The following is a 16000-nucleotide window of genomic DNA, read 5'->3' as shown; positions in this document are numbered from 1 at the left end:
CGGCGGATCCGGGGGGCGACGTGTCCGAGGTCACGCACTGACGTCGTCGAGCGCGGCCGCGATCGCGGCCGGCAACTCCAGCTCCTCGGCCACCAGCACCCCGGTCAGCTGCGCCAGATCCCGCGCGCCGACCACCGTGGACGCCACCGCCGGCCGGTCCCGCACCCACGCCAGCGCCACCGCCAGCGGCGACGTCCCGAGCCCGTCCGCGGCCGTCGCCACCGCCTCGACCACCCGCGCCGCCGGCTCGGTCAGATAGCTGCGCACCTCCTCGGTGTGCACGTCGTCGGCGCCGCGCGAGTCCGCCGGGATGCCGTCGCGGTACTTGCCCGTCAACACCCCGCCCGCCAGCGGCACCGCCGCGAACACCCCCACCCCGTGGTGCAGGGCCGCCGGGATCAGCTCCTCCTCGACCCCGCGCGCGAGCAGCGAGTACTCCACCTGCGTCGCCACCAGCGGCGCGTGGCGCGTCGCCACCGCCGCGGCCGTCGCCAGCTGCCAGCCCAGGTACCCACGCACCCCCACGTACCGGGCCCGGCCGCTGGTCACCGCGAACTCCAGCGCCGCCGCGACCTCGTCGACCGGCGTCCGCGGATCCCACGTCGCCACCTGCCACAGGTCCAGGTGGTCGGTGCCCAGCTCCCGCAACGTGCGGTCCAGCTGCGTGAGCAGGCCCGCACGGGAACAGTCCACCCGGCCCGCCCCGACCTTCGAGGTGTCGATGCCCGAGCTGCCGGACACCACCAGCTGATCCCGCGGCACCACGTCGTCGAGCAGCTCCGCCAGGATCCGCTGTGCCACCCCGTCGCCGTAGGCGGGGGACGTGTCGACCAGGGTGCCGCCGGCGTCGACGAACGCCGACAGCTGCGCCGCCGCCTCGTCCCCGTCCGTGCCGCGTCCCCAGCTCAGGGTGCCCAGACCGAGCCGCGAGACCCGCAGCCCGCTCGCACCCACCGTTCTGTGTTCCATATCCGCCCGCGCCTCGTGACCATCCGACCGACGGGGCCGATCCGCCGCAGCCGCGACCGCCGCCCCTGACCCAGCACCCTAGTGCCGCGAGGCCGCGAAAACCGTTCCGCCGCGCCGCGTACCCTCGCCCAGGTGAAAATCGACCCCACCCCCGGCGACCGTCCCCACGATCACCCGGAGGTCGCCGCGTGATCGGCGAATCCATGACCTGGCTCCAGACCCTCGTCCTCGGCCTCGTGCAGGGTCTGACCGAGTTCCTCCCGATCTCGTCCTCCGGCCACCTGCGGATCGTCTCGGAGATCTTCTTCGGCACCGACGCCGGCGCGTCCTTCACCGCCGTCACCCAGCTCGGCACCGAGGCGGCCGTCCTGGTCTTCTTCGGCAAGGACATCGTCCGCATCGTCGCCGCGTGGTTCCGTGGCCTCGCCCACCGCGAACACCGCAGCGACCTCGACTACCGCATGGGCTGGTACGTGATCGTCGGCACCATCCCCGTCGGCGTCCTCGGATTCCTGTTCAAGGACCAGATCCGCACCGGCGCCCGCAACCTGTGGCTCATCGCCACCATGCTCATCGTGTTCGCCCTCGTCATCGCCGCCGCCGAACGCTACGGCCGCAAGACCCGCAAGCTCGACGAACTCACCCTCCGCGACGGCATCCTCATGGGCAGCGCGCAGGCGCTGGCCCTGATCCCCGGGGTGTCCCGCTCCGGCGGCACCATCAGCGCCGGCCTGTTCCTCGGCCTGACCCGCGAGGCCGCCGCCCGGTACTCGTTCCTGCTCGCCATCCCCGCCGTCGTCGCCTCCGGCCTGTTCAGCCTCCCGGACGCGTTCGAACCCGCCGGGGAAGGCCTCAACGCCTCCGGCGCCCAGCTGTTCGTCGCCACCGCCGTCGCATTCGCCGTCGGCTACGCCTCGATCGCCTGGTTGCTCCGGTTCGTCGTCAACCACTCGATGTACTGGTTCGTCGGCTACCGCATCGCCCTCGGCGCCGTCGTCCTGGCCCTGCTCGCCACCGGCACCATCTCGGCCACCTGACCCCGGGACCCACGCCGGGCCCGCTCGTCGGGCGCCCGGCCCATTAGGCTGGCTTCATGACGGTCATCCTGCTGCGGCACGGGCGCTCGACGGCGAACACCTCCCGGGTCCTCGCCGGCCGCACCCCCGGCGTCGAACTCGACGAGATGGGCCACATCCAGGCCAAGGGCCTCGTCGACCGGCTCGCCGGCCTCACCATCGCCGAGATCGTGCACTCGCCGCTGCTGCGCTGCCGCCAGACGGTGACCCCCCTCGCCGCCGACCGCGGCCTGACCCCCCTCGTCGACGACCGCCTCGTCGAGGTGGACTACGGGCAGTGGACCGGCCGCGAACTCGGTGACCTGCTGAAAGAACCGCTGTGGAAGGTGGTCCAGCAGCACGCGTCCGCCGCGGTGTTCCCCGACGGCGAAGGCCTCGCACAGGTCCAGGCCCGCGCCGTCACCGCCGTCCGCGAACACGACGGCCGCCTCGCCGCCGCCCACGGCGGCGACGTCGTCTGGATCGCCTGCACCCACGGCGACGTCATCAAGGCCGTCCTCGCCGACGCGCTCGGCACGCACCTCGACGGCTATCAGCGCATCGTCGCCGAGCCCGCCTCCCTCAGCGTCGTCCGCTACACCGAGACCCGCCCGTTCGTGCTGCGCGTCAACGACACCGGCTCGGACCTGTCCGGGCTCGCGCCGCCGGCGCAACCGGCGCCCGTGCCGGGCGGGGAGGTCGGTCCCCGCGGCGGATAATGGGAGAGCGACACCGGATGGATTCGACAACGAGGAGGTGCGATGGCCCGCGCGATACATGTCTTCCGGACCCCGGACCGGTTCGTCGCCGGCACCGTCGGTGAACCCGGCGACCGGGTGTTCTATCTGCAGGCCGTGCACGCCTCCCGGGTGGTGAGCGTGATGCTCGAGAAGCAGCAGGTGCAGATCCTCGCCGACCGCATGGGCCTGCTGCTCGAGGAGGTGCACCGCCGCTTCGGCACGGACCTGCCCGAGGACGCGGACGTCGACATCAGTCCGCTCGTCACCCCCATCGACGCGGAGTTCCGCGTCGGGACCATGGGCCTGGGCTGGGACGCCGACAGCGGCAACGTCGTCGTCGAGCTGCTCGCCGTCACCGAGACCGAAGTCGACGAGTCCGTCGTCCTCGACGACGCCGAGGAGGGCCCGGACGCGGTCCGCGTCTTCCTCACCCCCCAGCAGGCCCGCGAATTCGCCGCCCGGTCCGAACTCGTCGTCGCCGCCGGCCGCACCCCGTGCCCGCTGTGCGGCGAACCGGTCGGCGGCGGCCACATCTGCGTACGCACCAACGGGTACCTGCGCACCGAGGGCTTCGATCCCGCCGCCTGGCTCGGCGAGGAGACCTGAGCCGGTGGGCAGCCCCGACGTCCGCACCGTGCTCACCGACGGCGAACTCACCGTGGTCGGCCGCGTCGTGCACGCCAGCAACGCCACCCTGGTGTGCGACGCCACCCTCGACGCGACCACCGTGCGCTGCGTGTACAAGCCCGTCCGCGGCGAACGGCCCCTGTGGGACTTCCCCGACGGCACCCTCGCCGGCCGGGAGGTGGCCTCCTACCTCGTCTCCGAGGCCCTCGGCTGGGGCGTCATCCCCACCACCGTGCTGCGCGAGGGACCCTTCGGGACCGGCATGGTGCAGCGGTGGATCGACACCCCCGACCCCGCCGACCCGCCCGGCCGCCTCGACCTGGTCGACCTGTGCCCGATCGACGCCGTCCCGCCCGGCTGGCTGCCCGTCCTGCGCGCCCGCGACCTCGACGGCACCGACGTCGTCCTCGTCCACGCCGACGACCCGCGACTGCAGCGCATGGCCGTGCTCGACGTGATCCTCAACAACGCCGACCGCAAGGGCGGGCACGCCCTCGAGGGCGTCGACGGCGGCGTGTACGGCGTCGACCACGGCATCTGCCTGCATCGGGAGAACAAGCTGCGCACCGTGCTGTGGGGCTGGGCCGGCAGCCAGGTCGACCCGTCGCTGCTCGTCGACCTGGACAAACTCGCCCGCGAACTCGACGGCGAACTCGGGCAGCGGCTGGGCACCCACATCACCGCCGGCGAGGTCGCCGCCCTGCGGGGCCGCGTCGGCGCCCTGCTCCGCCGCCCCGTCATGCCCCGCCCGGTCGGAGAGCGGCGCATCCCCTGGCCGGCGTTCTGAGGACCCGGCCTCCGTCCGGAGCCGCCCGCGCCCTCTACTAGGCTCGTGCGCATGCTGTCATGGTCCGACATCGCGCTCCCGTCCGTCCCCGGTCAGGGCCCCCCGCTCCGGCTGTACGACACCGCCGATCGCGCGGTCCGCCCCGTCACCCCGGGCCCCACGGCCACGATGTACGTCTGCGGCATCACCCCCTACGACGCCACCCACCTCGGTCACGCCGCCACCTACCTCGCCTTCGACCTGGTCCACCGCGTGTGGCGCGACGCCGGCCACGACGTGCACTACGTCCAGAACGTCACCGACGTCGACGACCCGCTGTTCGAACGGGCCGCCCGCGACGGCGAAGACTGGATCGTCCTCGGCATGCGCGAGACCGCCCTGTTCCGCGAGGACATGGAGGCGCTGCGCGTCCTGCCGCCCCGCGACTACATCGGCGCCGTCGAATCCGTCGGCGAGGTCGTCGAACTGGTCGAGAAACTCGTCGCCTCCGGCGCCGCGTACATCGTCGACGACGCCGAATACCCCGACGTGTACTTCCGCGCCGACGCCACCGAGCAGTTCGGCTACGAATCCGGCTACGACCGCGCCACCATGGAGCACTTCTTCGCCGAACGCGGCGGCGACCCCGACCGGCCCGGCAAGCGCGACCCGCTCGACGCCCTGCTCTGGCGCGCGCAGCGGCCCGGCGAACCGGCCTGGCCGTCCCCGTTCGGCGACGGCCGCCCCGGCTGGCACATCGAATGCGCCGCCATCGCCCTCAACCGCATCGGCAGCGGCTTCGACGTCCAGGGCGGCGGCAGCGACCTGATCTTCCCCCACCACGAATTCTCCGCTGCCCACGCCGAGGCAGTCACCGGCGACCGCCGCTTCGCCCGGCACTACGTGCACACCGGGATGATCGGCCTCGACGGCGAGAAGATGTCCAAGTCCCGCGGCAACCTCGTGTTCGTCTCCAAGCTCCGCGGCCAGGGCGTCGACCCCGCCGCCCTCCGTCTGGGCCTGCTCGCCGGGCACTACCGCACCGACCGCGCCTGGACCGATCAGGTCCTCGCCGACGCCCAGGCCCGCCTCGCCCTGTGGCGCGACGCCGCGGCGCTGCCGTCCGCGGCTTCGGTCGACGACACCGTCGCCCGGCTGCGCCAGCACCTCGCCGACGACCTCGACACGCCCAAGGCCCTCGACGCACTGGATGCGTGGGCGAAGTTCGCGGTCGAGCGCGGTGGCGACGACCCGTCGGCACCCGCCGCGTTCGCGGACGCCGTCGACGCCCTGCTCGGCATCCCGCTGCGATAGAACGCATTTCGAGTGTGCACATCTCGTCGCGACACGCCGAGGCGTAACAACGAGATGCGCACACTCGACTCTCTATACATGGGTGACGGATGAGATCGAGAGGTGCGGGACCAGGTGCAGAGTGACCGTTGGGTCGAGATCAGTCCCTCGCAGTTCGAGCATGAGAAGCTCGGCCTCGACTTCGTCAAGAGCCTGTTGCCGGATGCCCCGCCCTTCCGCGCTTGGTCCAACTTCGAGTTCCGCGACAACCGCGGTCGCTGGCACGAGGTGGATCTGCTCGTTCTGAGCCGCGACACCCTCTACCTGATCGAACTGAAGTACTACAGCGGCACGCTGCGCGGCAACGACCACGTGTGGAGCCGTGGCGGCTACCGGTCCGAGGATTCGCCGCTGCTGCTCACCCGCAAGAAGGCCCAGTACTTCTCGTCGCTGCTCAAGGACCGCTTGGCCGAGAAGACCGGGCAGAAGAACCTCAAGGGCGTCATCCCGTTCGTGCAGGAGTTGGTGTTCCTGCACCACCCCGACCTCCGGTGCGCCCTGCCGGCCAGCTCCGCGATCAACCTGTACGGCCTCGACGGCAACGAACGCCGCAGCGGCCTGCCCGGCATCGGCGAGCGCCTGCTCGCGCCGTCCAAGCACGAGCCGGTCAGCGAGGAGAAATCCCTGCTGATCCGCGATCTGATGACCGCGATCGGACTCGCACCCCGTCGGCAGCGGGAACTCGGCTCGTGGGTGATCGACGAACAGCCCTTCGGCGACGGCGAGGGCTGGCAGGACTGGCCGGCCTTCCACCACGTCGACATGGAACGGGAAGCGCGCATCCGCTTCTACCTGCCCAAACCCGGCGCCACCTCCGCGGAGGAACATGCCCGGGCGCGCGGCGTCGAACACGAATACAAGTTGCTGTCGCGGCTCAAGCACGACGGCCTGCAGGTGCCCGTCGACGTCGTCAAGGACAAGGAACTCGGCATCGGCCTGGTGTTCCTGCAGTCCAAGGACGAACTGCGGTTGGACCTGTGGCTCGCCGACCACCGGACCGCGCTCACGCTCGAGCAGCAGCTCGAACTCATCGCTCAGATCGCCGAGATCGTGCACTACGCGCACCGGCATCGGGTGGTGCACCGCACCCTGAATCCGCGCGCGGTCGTCGTGCGCGACCGCGCCGCCGGTCCGCAACCGCAGGTCACGGACTGGGACACCGCCGGGGTGCTGCCCGCCAACGCCGAGACCGGCGTCACCCGCCTGTCCGCCGGCCCACTGAGTCTCATGGCGGGGGCGCTGAGCGACCAGGCCCGCCTGTTCGCCGCCCCGGAAGGCGCCAGCCCCGCCGACCCGGCCCGCATGGATGTCTTCGGGCTCGGCGCGCTGGCCTTCTATCTGCTCAGCGGTGGAGTCTCTCCGGCCACCGAACGCGGTGAACTGCTCGACCGGCTGCGCCGCGACGGCGGCCTCGACCTGGCCGTGGAACTGCCGCAGGTGCCGTCGGTGCTGCGGCAACTCGTCCTCGACGCCACTGATCCCAGCCCGGCGGAGCGCATCGCCACCGTCGCCGAGTTCCTCGACCGCCTCGAACAGGTTCGTGGCGAGCTGTTCCGCGCGGAAGGCGAAACCGACCCGCTCGAGGCCAAGCCCGGTGACGAACTCGGCGACGGCCGCTTCGTCTACAAGCGCCGCCTCGGCGCCGGCTCCACCGCGGTGGGCATCCTCGTCGTCGACCGCAAGGCCGGCGACCACGAACGGGTCCTCAAGGTCGCCCGCGACGACGAAGCCGCCGCCCGCCTGCACGCCGAAGCGCAGGTGCTCGCGAAACTCGACGATCCGCGCATCGTCCAGCTCGCCTCCGAGGAGCACGTCGGCGGGCGCACCGCGCTGGTCGTGCACGACGCAGGTCGCACCACCCTCGCCGAGGAGCTGGCCGCCAAGGGCGGCCGGCTGTCGATCGACCTGCTCGAACGCTGGGGCACCGACCTGCTGCAGGCGTTGATCGCCCTCGAACGCGCCGGCGTCACCCACCGCGACCTCAAGCCGTCGAATCTCGGTGTGCACCAGTCGAGTTCGCGCGCCGATACGCACCTGCGACTGTTCGACTTCTCGATGGCCGGGGTCGACCCCCGCAACATCGAGGCCGGCACCCCGCCGTACCTGGACCCGTTCCTCGGCGCCGGCGGCCGCCGCCAGTACGACACCGCCGCCGAACGCTACGGCGCCGCGGTGGTGCTGTTCGAGATGGCCACCGGCACCGCCCCGCAGTACGGACCCGACCCGCAGGCGAACCCGGCCACCGTCGACGACGACGTCACCGTCGACCCGGCCATGTTCGAGATGCCGGTCGCCGCCGCGCTCATCGCGTTCTTCACCTCGGCACTGTCCCGCGACGCCGCCGCGCGTCCCGACACCGCCGAAGACATGCTGCGCGCGTGGCGTCGAGCGTTCACCGACCTCGACGCTGCCCCCGAACCGGTTCACAAGGTCGAGGCCGCAACGGCACTCGCCGCGGCCGGTTTGAGTGCCCGCGCAGTGTCGGCGCTCGCGGCTGTTCAGGTGACCACGGTCGGGGAACTGGTGGCGCTCGACTCCACCCGCCTCAACCGCCTCGTCGCGAAGGAAGCGAAGGCCACCCGCACTGAGATCCGCGACCGGCACCGCGGCTGGGTCAAGGAACTCGGCCGGTCTGCGACGAAGCCCGCGAGCACCCAGGGGCTGCTCGGCCTCGACGAGGCCGTGGCGCTGCTGCTGTCCGCCGTCGCGACGGGCCGTACCAGCACCCGGCGCCAGGCCGCGGAACTGCTGCTCGGCACCACCGGCACCCTCGACGCGTTCGCGTCCGGCAACGAACTGGCCTCCGCGCTGAAGAAGACCAGCCCGCGTGGCAACCAACTGTTGAAGGAATTGCAGGCCGACTGGGCGGAGAACCCGGCCACCCGTGAACTGCTCGACGAACTGATCGCCGTCGCCGAACAGGTACTGCGCGACTCCGGCGGGGTGGTAGCCGTGACCACCCTCACCGCCGAGATCCGCGGGCGACTGCCGCAACCGCCTGCGTCGCCGTCCGATGCCGTGGCACCGCGCCTCGCCGAACGCGCCGCCGCGGGTCTGCTGCGTGCCGCCCTCGACCGGCTCACCGAACACGAAACCGCGGAAGGCACCCGCCGCTGGGTGCGGCGCCGTCACGCCGGACGCCTCGCCCTCATTGCCGAGGACGAGTTGCTGCTCGCCGGAGCCGAAGCGGCCGGGCGCCGCGCCGACGACCTGATGGCATCCACCCCGGCATCCGAGGTGGTGCGCGTCAGCACCGCCGCTCGCGATCTGCGCGCGGCCTTCACCCGCGCCTACAAGGGCGCCGCGGGGCCGGATGTCCAGGTGCCGCTTCCGTCGGATGCACGGTTGATCCGCCTGGCCGCAGCCATCTCCCGGTACGCGGCCGTGTCGGGTCGTGGTGAACTGCATCGACGCAATCTCGGTCCGTCCGACGCGCTGCGGATCGCCCTCGCCGGTCTCGCGCAGACCGAGGCGCTCTCGCCCACCGAGGTGCGGGCCCGTGTGGCGGCTCGTTTCCCGGAACTCGACCGGCTGCCCGGCCGCCCGGCTCTCGATGCGCACATCGAACGCGCAGGCCTCGGGTTGACATGGGACGGTACCGGATACCGCTACGAGCAAGTCACGCCCGCCAGCGAAACCAGTCTGAACACCCGCACCGCCACCTACACCGGACCCGTCGGCGACATCGCGGGTGCCGCCGCCGGTGGTGGCTCGCTGCGCGGATCGCTCGTCGCGACATCGCTGCGGGAGAACGGCTTCCTCGCCTTCGGTGTGACGGTGCATCGCCCCGGCGACCACCAAAAGGTCGCGGCAGACCTCGCCGCATCCCACGACGGTGACCTGGTGGATGTGACCGGCGAGATCGTCGAGGCCATGCGCGCGTTCGCGGCCGAGAAGGGTGTGTCCTGGGATCTGATCCGCAGCGCCGACGCCGCCGAGGCTGGTAGCCGCGATGCGCGGGGTCTGCGCGCGGTGCTCGATCAGGTGATGCCGCGGGTGTGTGCCCGTATCGAGGCGGAGGTGTTCGACGATGGGGTGCTGGCGACGCCGCTGGTCCTCACCGAATTGTCGCCACTGGCCCGGTACGGCTACCTCGACCTCGTGGCGCGGTTGGCCGACCTCTCGGCGCCGCGGCGGCGGCCGGTGTGGGTGGTGCTGCCGCAGATGCGCGGGGTGCGCGGTGCGGTGATCGACGGCGAGCCGATCCAGCTGGGTTCTCCGGGTGGACAGTTTCTGACGTACTCGGTCGGGAAGACCGAGGCAGTGGAGAGCGAGAAGGTGTGATGGCGGACTTTTCCGCGACCGAGTTGGTGAACGCGCTGCGCAGGCAGGTCACCGTCCTCGAGGACGATCTGCGTGCGCGCGTCGACGGCTCGGATGTCGATGCCCGGCAGGCGGGCGTGGGGGAGCGGTGGCGCGCCGAGCACACCGCGGCGCTCACGGCGCAGCGCACCGCGGCGTCGTGGCAGGCGTGGCGCGACGAACGCGTGACGCAGGCCGCGGTCGCGTGGGTGCTGCTCACGGTGTTCGCCCGCTACTGCGAGGACCAAGTACTGGTGTCAAAGGCGTGGATCGGCGGCCCGGACGCCGACGCGCGCCAGCAGGCCCTCGACGCCCGCCGTGCCTATTTCACCGAATTCCCGGAGCACACCGACCGCGAATGGCTCGAAACGATCATCGCGCACTTCGGGATGATGGAAGCCACCCGCGGCCTGGTCGACGACTACTCGCCGTTGCGCCAGGTGGCACCGTCCGGTGATGCGGCGCGGGCGCTGCTCGAATTCTGGTGGGACAAGGACCCTTCCGGCGAGCCGCTGTGGGGCTTCGTTGGCGTGGACACCCGATTCCTCGGTGACGTGTATCAGGACCTGTCGGAGTTCGCGAAGAAGACTTACGCGTTGTTGCAGACCCCGGAGTTCGTGGAGGAGTTCATCCTCGACCAGACTCTCGACCCGGCGCTCGCCGAGCGACATCTTGAGGGTTTCACGGTGATCGACCCGACCTGTGGGTCGGGCCACTTCCTCCTCGGTGCGTTCCGTCGGTTGCTCGACAGGTGGCAGCGGGAAGCGCCGGCACTGGGCTCGCGGGTGTTGGTGCAGAAGGCACTTGCGTCGGTGTATGGGGTGGACATCAACCCGTTCGCGGTGGCGATTGCGCGGTTCCGGTTGATGGTGGCGGCGTTGGATGCGAGTGGGGACAAGTCGATCGAGAAAATGATCGATATCGAACTGAATCTCGCGGCCGGTGACTCGTTGTTGTGGGGGGCGCGGCAGCAGGCGATCAGTGACGACCTGTGGTCGACGGGCACCGAACAGATGGCATACGCGACGGAAAACGCGGACGCGTTGAAGGCGATCCTGCAGCGGGAACACGATGTGGTGGTGGGTAATCCGCCGTATATCACTGTCAAGGACAAGGCGCTCAACCAAACGTACCGAACCCTCTACTCGACATGTCACCGCAAGTACGCACTGACAGTGCCGTTCATGGAACTGTTCTTCGACCTGGCCAAGAGTGATTCAAACGGGAGCTCCGGTTGGGTCGGGCAGATCACGTCGAACTCGTTCATGAAGCGAGAGTTCGGTTCCAAACTGATCGAAGAATTCCTCGTCCTCCGTGATCTTCGGCGAGTGATCGACACTTCGGGCGCGTACATCCCGGGTCATGGCACGCCCACGGTCATTTTGGTAGGACGGAACCGGTCGCCTGTCGCGAAGACCGTTCGAGCGGTGCTGGGAGTGAGAGGTGAACCGGGCCGACCGGACGACCCCTCAAAGGGCGTGGTGTGGTCTGCGATTGTCGAGCACATTGATGATCCAGGATTCGATGACGCCTGGATCAGTGTGGCTGATTTGGATCGAGCTGCACTGCAAGGACACCCGTGGAGCCTCTCAGGGGGTGGAGCGGTCGACCTTCTCGAACGAGTTGAGGGCGCTGGAGTCTCGAAGCTTCGGTCGCGTGTGCGTGAGATCGGTTTCGGCGCGGTCACGGCAGAGGACTCTGCCTTCATGCTCGGCAAGGATGCACTCGACCGGGCACGTATCAGCGCCATGCACCAACGTTCGGTCGTTGAAGGGGACGTTGTTCGGGAGTGGTCTGTAGCACCAGCGGAAGCAGCTCTGTGGCCCTACAACGAGCAAACGTTGGATGCTGAGCTTTCCGAGGCTGCGCAACGGGCGCTTTGGCCGAACAAGGCGGTGCTGTCACTTCGGATCAACCTTGGGCAGTCACAACTCGAACGTGGGCTCACATGGTTCGAGTACTCGATGTTCTTCAAGGACCGGTACCGGACCCCCCTCTCCATCACCTTCGCCGAAGTAGCCACCCACAACCATTTCGTCCTGGACCGCGGTGGCAAGGTGTTCAAACAAACCGCGCCGGTGATCAAGTTGCCGGAGGGTGCAACCGAGGACGACCACCTGCGTGTGCTCGGTGTGCTGAACAGTTCGGTGGCGTGCTTCTGGCTCAAGCAGAAGTGCCACAACAAGGGCAGTACGGTCGATAACAGCGGTGCGCGAACCACTCTGGACCAGTGGGAAAACTTCTACCAGCTGAACGGCACCACCCTCAGGGACTTCCCGCTCCCGTCGTCCTTCCCGCTGGATCGCGCGCGCTCCCTCGACGCCCTCGCGCAGGAACTCGCTGCCCACGCCCCGGCCGCTGTCGCCGCGAACGAGGTTCCGACCATCAACCCACTCGATGTGGCGCACGAGGAGTCCGAGCACGTCCGCGCGCTGATGATCGCGCACCAGGAAGAACTTGACTGGGAGTGCTACCGTCTCTACGGGCTCATCGACGAGGATCTCACCTACACCGGTGAACTGCCTGGAATCGCATTGGGCGAGCGTGCGTTCGAGATCGCACTCGCGCGTGCCGTCGAGAACGGTGAGCACACGGCGTGGTTCGAGCGTCACCGCTCCACCCCGACAACCGAGATCCCTGCCCACCTGCCCGCCGACTACCGCGACCTGATTCAGCAGCGGCTCGACGTCATCGCGTCGAACCCTCACATCCGCTTGTTGGAGAAACCCGAGCACAAGAGGCGGTGGGCCACTGACCCGTGGGACAAGCGCGTCACCGAAGCCCTGCGCGACTGGCTACTCGACCGCGTCGAGAACCGCGACCTGTGGTTCGAAGACGGGCATCCCACGCCGCGCAGCGTCGCGCAACTTGCCGACAAGCTGGACCGCGACGAGGATTTCCGTCGGGTGCTGCGGTTGTGGGCCGGCAATGCCGAGGTGTCCACGGGGACCGCGCTTGCGAAGCTCCTCGACGAGGAGGTGGTGCCCTACCTCGCCGCGCTGCGCTACAAGCCCTCGGGCCTCATCAAACGAGAAGCATGGGAACACACCTGGGACCTTCAGCATCGCGAGGATGCGGGGGAGAAGCTGGATAGCCCGATCCCGGTGCCGCCCAAGTACAAGCCTGCCGACTTTGTGAAGAGTTCGTACTGGTCGCGGCGCGGCAAGCTCGACATGCCGAAGGAACGGTTCATCTCGTATCCGAACGCGAACCGCGACACCGACCCGACCATGCTTCTCGGTTGGGCCGGCTGGGACCACGCCGAACAGGCTTTGGCCCTCGCCAGTCTCGTCGACGAACGTGTAGCCACCGATGGCTGGGATCAGGAGAACCCCGAGAAGCTGATCCCGATGCTGGCAGGTCTGGCGGAGTTGTTGCCCTGGGTGCGGCAGTGGCACGGCGAAATCGACCCGGAGTACGGCGAATCGGTAGCCGACACCATCGAGGAGGTGCTGCGCTCCCACAGCGCCGATCTCGGCGTCACCACCGAGGATCTTGCCGCGTGGCGGCCCCCGGCGTCCACCCGTGGACGTCGCATCGCCAAGAAGGCTGCGAAGGAAGCTGACCGGGCATAAGCGGCGTCATTGTGTTCTTCCGCACGATCTCGCTGAACCTGCGCCCACCAGCGAGACGGCGCCTTGAGATTCGATCCGGCAGACGAGGAGCGTTTGACTTCCGGTGCCGACCGATGTGCGTAGAGTGCGATCCGATGCACTGATGAGTTGGGCAACCTGATGGCGATGCGTGGCGAGGGGATTGCGGTCGAATACAGCAATCAGGTTCGGCGTTGCGCGCCGTCGAGCCTGCTCGATCATCCTGCTTCCGACCGTGGGATCGACCGGTGGTAGCCCGTCGACCTGTTGCATCTGTACTTGGAGCAGCACGAGTGCTCCAGTCATGATCCGTCGTCATGGACGCCGGAGGGCGAGGAAGGCCCGTTCCAGGTGCTCTCCACTTGTCCGGGGTTGTTGGTAGGTTGCCCGATATGAGCGCATTCTCTGACTTCATGACGGAGTCAAGCTTCTGGTGGGGTGCTGGAGCTGGAACCGTTGTCGCCGGCACGATCAGCGCGGGTATTGCAGCCTTCTCGTTGCGTTCTAGCGATCGACGTAAGGCCGCACAAGAAGACAAAGTGACTGCTCTGAAGCTCAATCATGACTGCCAACTTGCGGAAGAGCGCAGAGCACACGAAGTGGAGCTTGAAAAGTTAAAGCGGCAGCTCGATAACGAAATCGAGGAGAATCGCCGTGCGGCCGAGGGGAAGAAGGAGTACGACAAGCTCGTCCTCGAGGCAGCGACCACATACGCACAGACGTGCTCAGTAGCTCTCGATGAAGCCCTCGACACTGACGGTCTGTTCAATCTTGTCAAGGACGCTTTTGATACCGCGGCTGGTCTGCCCGACGAAAATGCGGCGCGGAAAATTCTCTTTGCAGCCGATCAGACACGGAACCTCAAGGCTTTGGCGCGTGCCTTCAATTCGCTTCAGATGGTCGCCCCACCTGAGGTACTCACCCCTGCAACGCGGTTGAACGCCGCGATGGCCGCACTTCTCCAGACTGTTACTGAACCGCTCGCGAAAGCACTAGCGTTCAAGTCGGCCACGGACGAGTTGAAACAGTTCATCGACGCGTTCCGCGCGTACATCGGGTATGCGCCCTATACCGCCGAAGACGCCAAACGAGATGCCGTCAGTTTCGTGGAAACCTTGCGTCAACAGGTCAACCAGTACGTCATGCGCGCTAAGGAGGAGTTCCGCGCGGCTGGATTCAGCACTACCCCATGGGATTAGCCTGGATCCGTCGAGTGGACTGTGCGCCGGCCCGAGCGACATCTGGCGCGGCGACCATGTATCCAGTGCGTGGCCTCGGTCAATCGCCCGACGCGGTCAGGCGACGTCAAGGCTCACGGCATCGAATACGGACTGGTCCTTGAGCTCGATCAGGTGCGTCCCGGTTGCTCAGGTCGCTCGGAGCAGCACGTCGGCCGCAGTAGCGGCGCTCCGGTGTGCGGGCGTCTGTGACGGCCTCCAAGATGGATCGCTGCTTGCTGGCACGGGATGTGAGAGGCCGGACGACGCCGCCGACCTCAAGTTGACATGCCACGTGAATGGCTGCGTGCAGGCGGGGAGGGTCGGGCACGGCGTCTTCGAAGGCCGGCAGGACTTCCTTGGCGGCCTCGGTCACGTAGCGGGCGACGACTCGCAGCTCGTCCATCGTCAGCTCGAAGTCACCGGAGGCGGTGGGCACGGACTCGATTCTCCCGCAGCGGCTTTCGATGTGGTCCGGGAAGGGCATCGAAGAGGACGCCCTGCGGGCGGCTGCGCCCAACCGATCGGAGACCCTACGGGTCCCTGAGGTTGCTTCGGCCCCTTCCCCACCGCTGCCCGGTCGCCATGCCCCGATAGACCATCTCGGCCAGCACTCGTAGCCCCACGTCGCGGAGGACGTGCGGCTTGCGCTGGACCCGACCGTTCGTGTCGACCCGTTCGATCAGGTGCTCCACCACCAGCTGTGGAGACGAGGGTTACTGGTGCCCAGTCGGTTTCGAACCGCGGGAATGGCCCCCCGGTTCGCAGCGTCGATGCGCTGACGTCGGACTCTGGGAGACGAGCGACGCCGCCCGCCTCGATGTGCCGTGGTTACCGAAACGGCCCGCGCGCACGCCGAGGCAGGCGAGGAAACACCTCCAGCCTCTCGATCGGACCGCTGGTCGCGGGATCGAGGGGCTGGAAGGTCACAGCGTTGGAAGGGAACCTGGTGGCGAGGTGACGTGTCGGCCGGCGCGGAACGCGCTCGCGGCCTGTTGCTGATGCACGCCTCTGCGGGGCGTGTGGATAGAATCCACCGTACGGTGCATGACAGTCCCAATCTGTCGTGTGCCCAGACCCCGGTTGGTGTTCCAGCACCTTCCGGGGTCGACCTGTAGTCAGGCCGGTGCAGGGATGGTCCCACGAGGGCCGGGAAGCGTCAACTCGAACACGCGTTCGTATCGTGGGGCGTGTGGCGCAGTCGGCGCCTGATGGTTCCGACCTCTGCGTGTCGTCGGGCATCGGACACGCACGGGGTTGGGGTGGGGGCCAGTGGGGCGCGTACGGAACGTGGTTCACCGGCTTGGCGACACCCGCTACGGTTGTTGTTGCGCTGCGGCAAGCTCAGCGGCAAGGCGTCGCGGCCGCCGACTTGGGG

The 16000-nt window shown here is 68.7% G+C and carries 10 protein-coding genes; 8 read left to right on the top strand and 2 right to left on the bottom strand.

Annotated elements, in window-relative coordinates; all coding sequences use genetic code 11:
• Window positions 1–30: 30 nt before the first annotated feature.
• Window positions 31–969, bottom strand: coding sequence for an aldo/keto reductase (locus A4U64_RS11240; protein ID WP_029543698.1), 939 nt, complete (start codon window positions 967–969; stop codon window positions 31–33).
• A gap of 191 nt (window positions 970–1160) precedes the next feature.
• On the opposite strand from A4U64_RS11240, the gene A4U64_RS11235 reads away from it, so the two are divergent.
• From A4U64_RS11235 to pglX, 7 genes are all read left to right on the top strand, one after another.
• Entirely contained in the window at window positions 1161–2006 is an 846-nt protein-coding gene (locus A4U64_RS11235) for an undecaprenyl-diphosphate phosphatase (RefSeq protein WP_170914091.1), read from the top strand.
• Between the two features lie 56 nt (window positions 2007–2062).
• Window positions 2063–2743, top strand: coding sequence for a histidine phosphatase family protein (locus tag A4U64_RS11230; RefSeq protein ID WP_006939362.1), 681 nt, complete (start codon window positions 2063–2065; stop codon window positions 2741–2743).
• Between the two features lie 42 nt (window positions 2744–2785).
• On the top strand, window positions 2786–3370 hold the full coding sequence (locus A4U64_RS11225) for a DUF3090 domain-containing protein (protein ID WP_006939363.1): 585 nt from the start codon (window positions 2786–2788) through the stop codon (window positions 3368–3370).
• Window positions 3371–3374: 4 nt separating this feature from the next.
• A complete protein-coding gene (locus tag A4U64_RS11220) occupies window positions 3375–4178 on the top strand; it encodes an SCO1664 family protein (RefSeq protein WP_050035239.1) in 804 nt (267 codons plus the stop codon).
• 51 nt (window positions 4179–4229) lie between these two features.
• Complete coding sequence (gene mshC / locus A4U64_RS11215) at window positions 4230–5471, top strand: cysteine--1-D-myo-inosityl 2-amino-2-deoxy-alpha-D-glucopyranoside ligase (protein WP_029543703.1); 1242 nt, start codon at window positions 4230–4232, stop codon at window positions 5469–5471.
• A gap of 114 nt (window positions 5472–5585) precedes the next feature.
• Window positions 5586–9794 (top strand): BREX system serine/threonine kinase PglW, encoded by a 4209-nt coding sequence (pglW, locus tag A4U64_RS11210; RefSeq protein ID WP_065923471.1) that lies wholly within the window; start codon window positions 5586–5588, stop codon window positions 9792–9794.
• Window positions 9794–13387: a BREX-2 system adenine-specific DNA-methyltransferase PglX gene (pglX, locus tag A4U64_RS11205; RefSeq protein WP_065922564.1), complete on the top strand. Its 3594-nt coding sequence runs from the start codon at window positions 9794–9796 to the stop codon at window positions 13385–13387. Before pglW ends, pglX begins: the two co-directional genes overlap by 1 nt.
• Window positions 13388–13393: 6 nt before the next feature.
• Here pglX and A4U64_RS28220 read toward each other — a convergent pair whose 3' ends face one another.
• The gene (locus A4U64_RS28220) at window positions 13394–13711 is read right to left on the bottom strand and encodes a hypothetical protein (RefSeq protein ID WP_146034285.1); all 318 of its coding nucleotides are present in this window, start codon (window positions 13709–13711) and stop codon (window positions 13394–13396) included.
• 86 nt (window positions 13712–13797) lie between these two features.
• Here A4U64_RS28220 and A4U64_RS11200 point away from each other — a divergent pair, with 86 nt between their 5' ends.
• A complete protein-coding gene (locus A4U64_RS11200; RefSeq protein WP_146034286.1) occupies window positions 13798–14604 on the top strand; it encodes a hypothetical protein in 807 nt (268 codons plus the stop codon).
• Window positions 14605–16000: the final 1396 nt, after the last annotated feature.

Origin of the sequence: Rhodococcus sp. WB1 (assembly GCF_001700945.1) — a bacterium.
Lineage (GTDB): Bacteria > Actinomycetota > Actinomycetes > Mycobacteriales > Mycobacteriaceae > Rhodococcus > Rhodococcus aetherivorans.
This window is presented reverse-complemented; position numbering and strand designations above follow the sequence as displayed.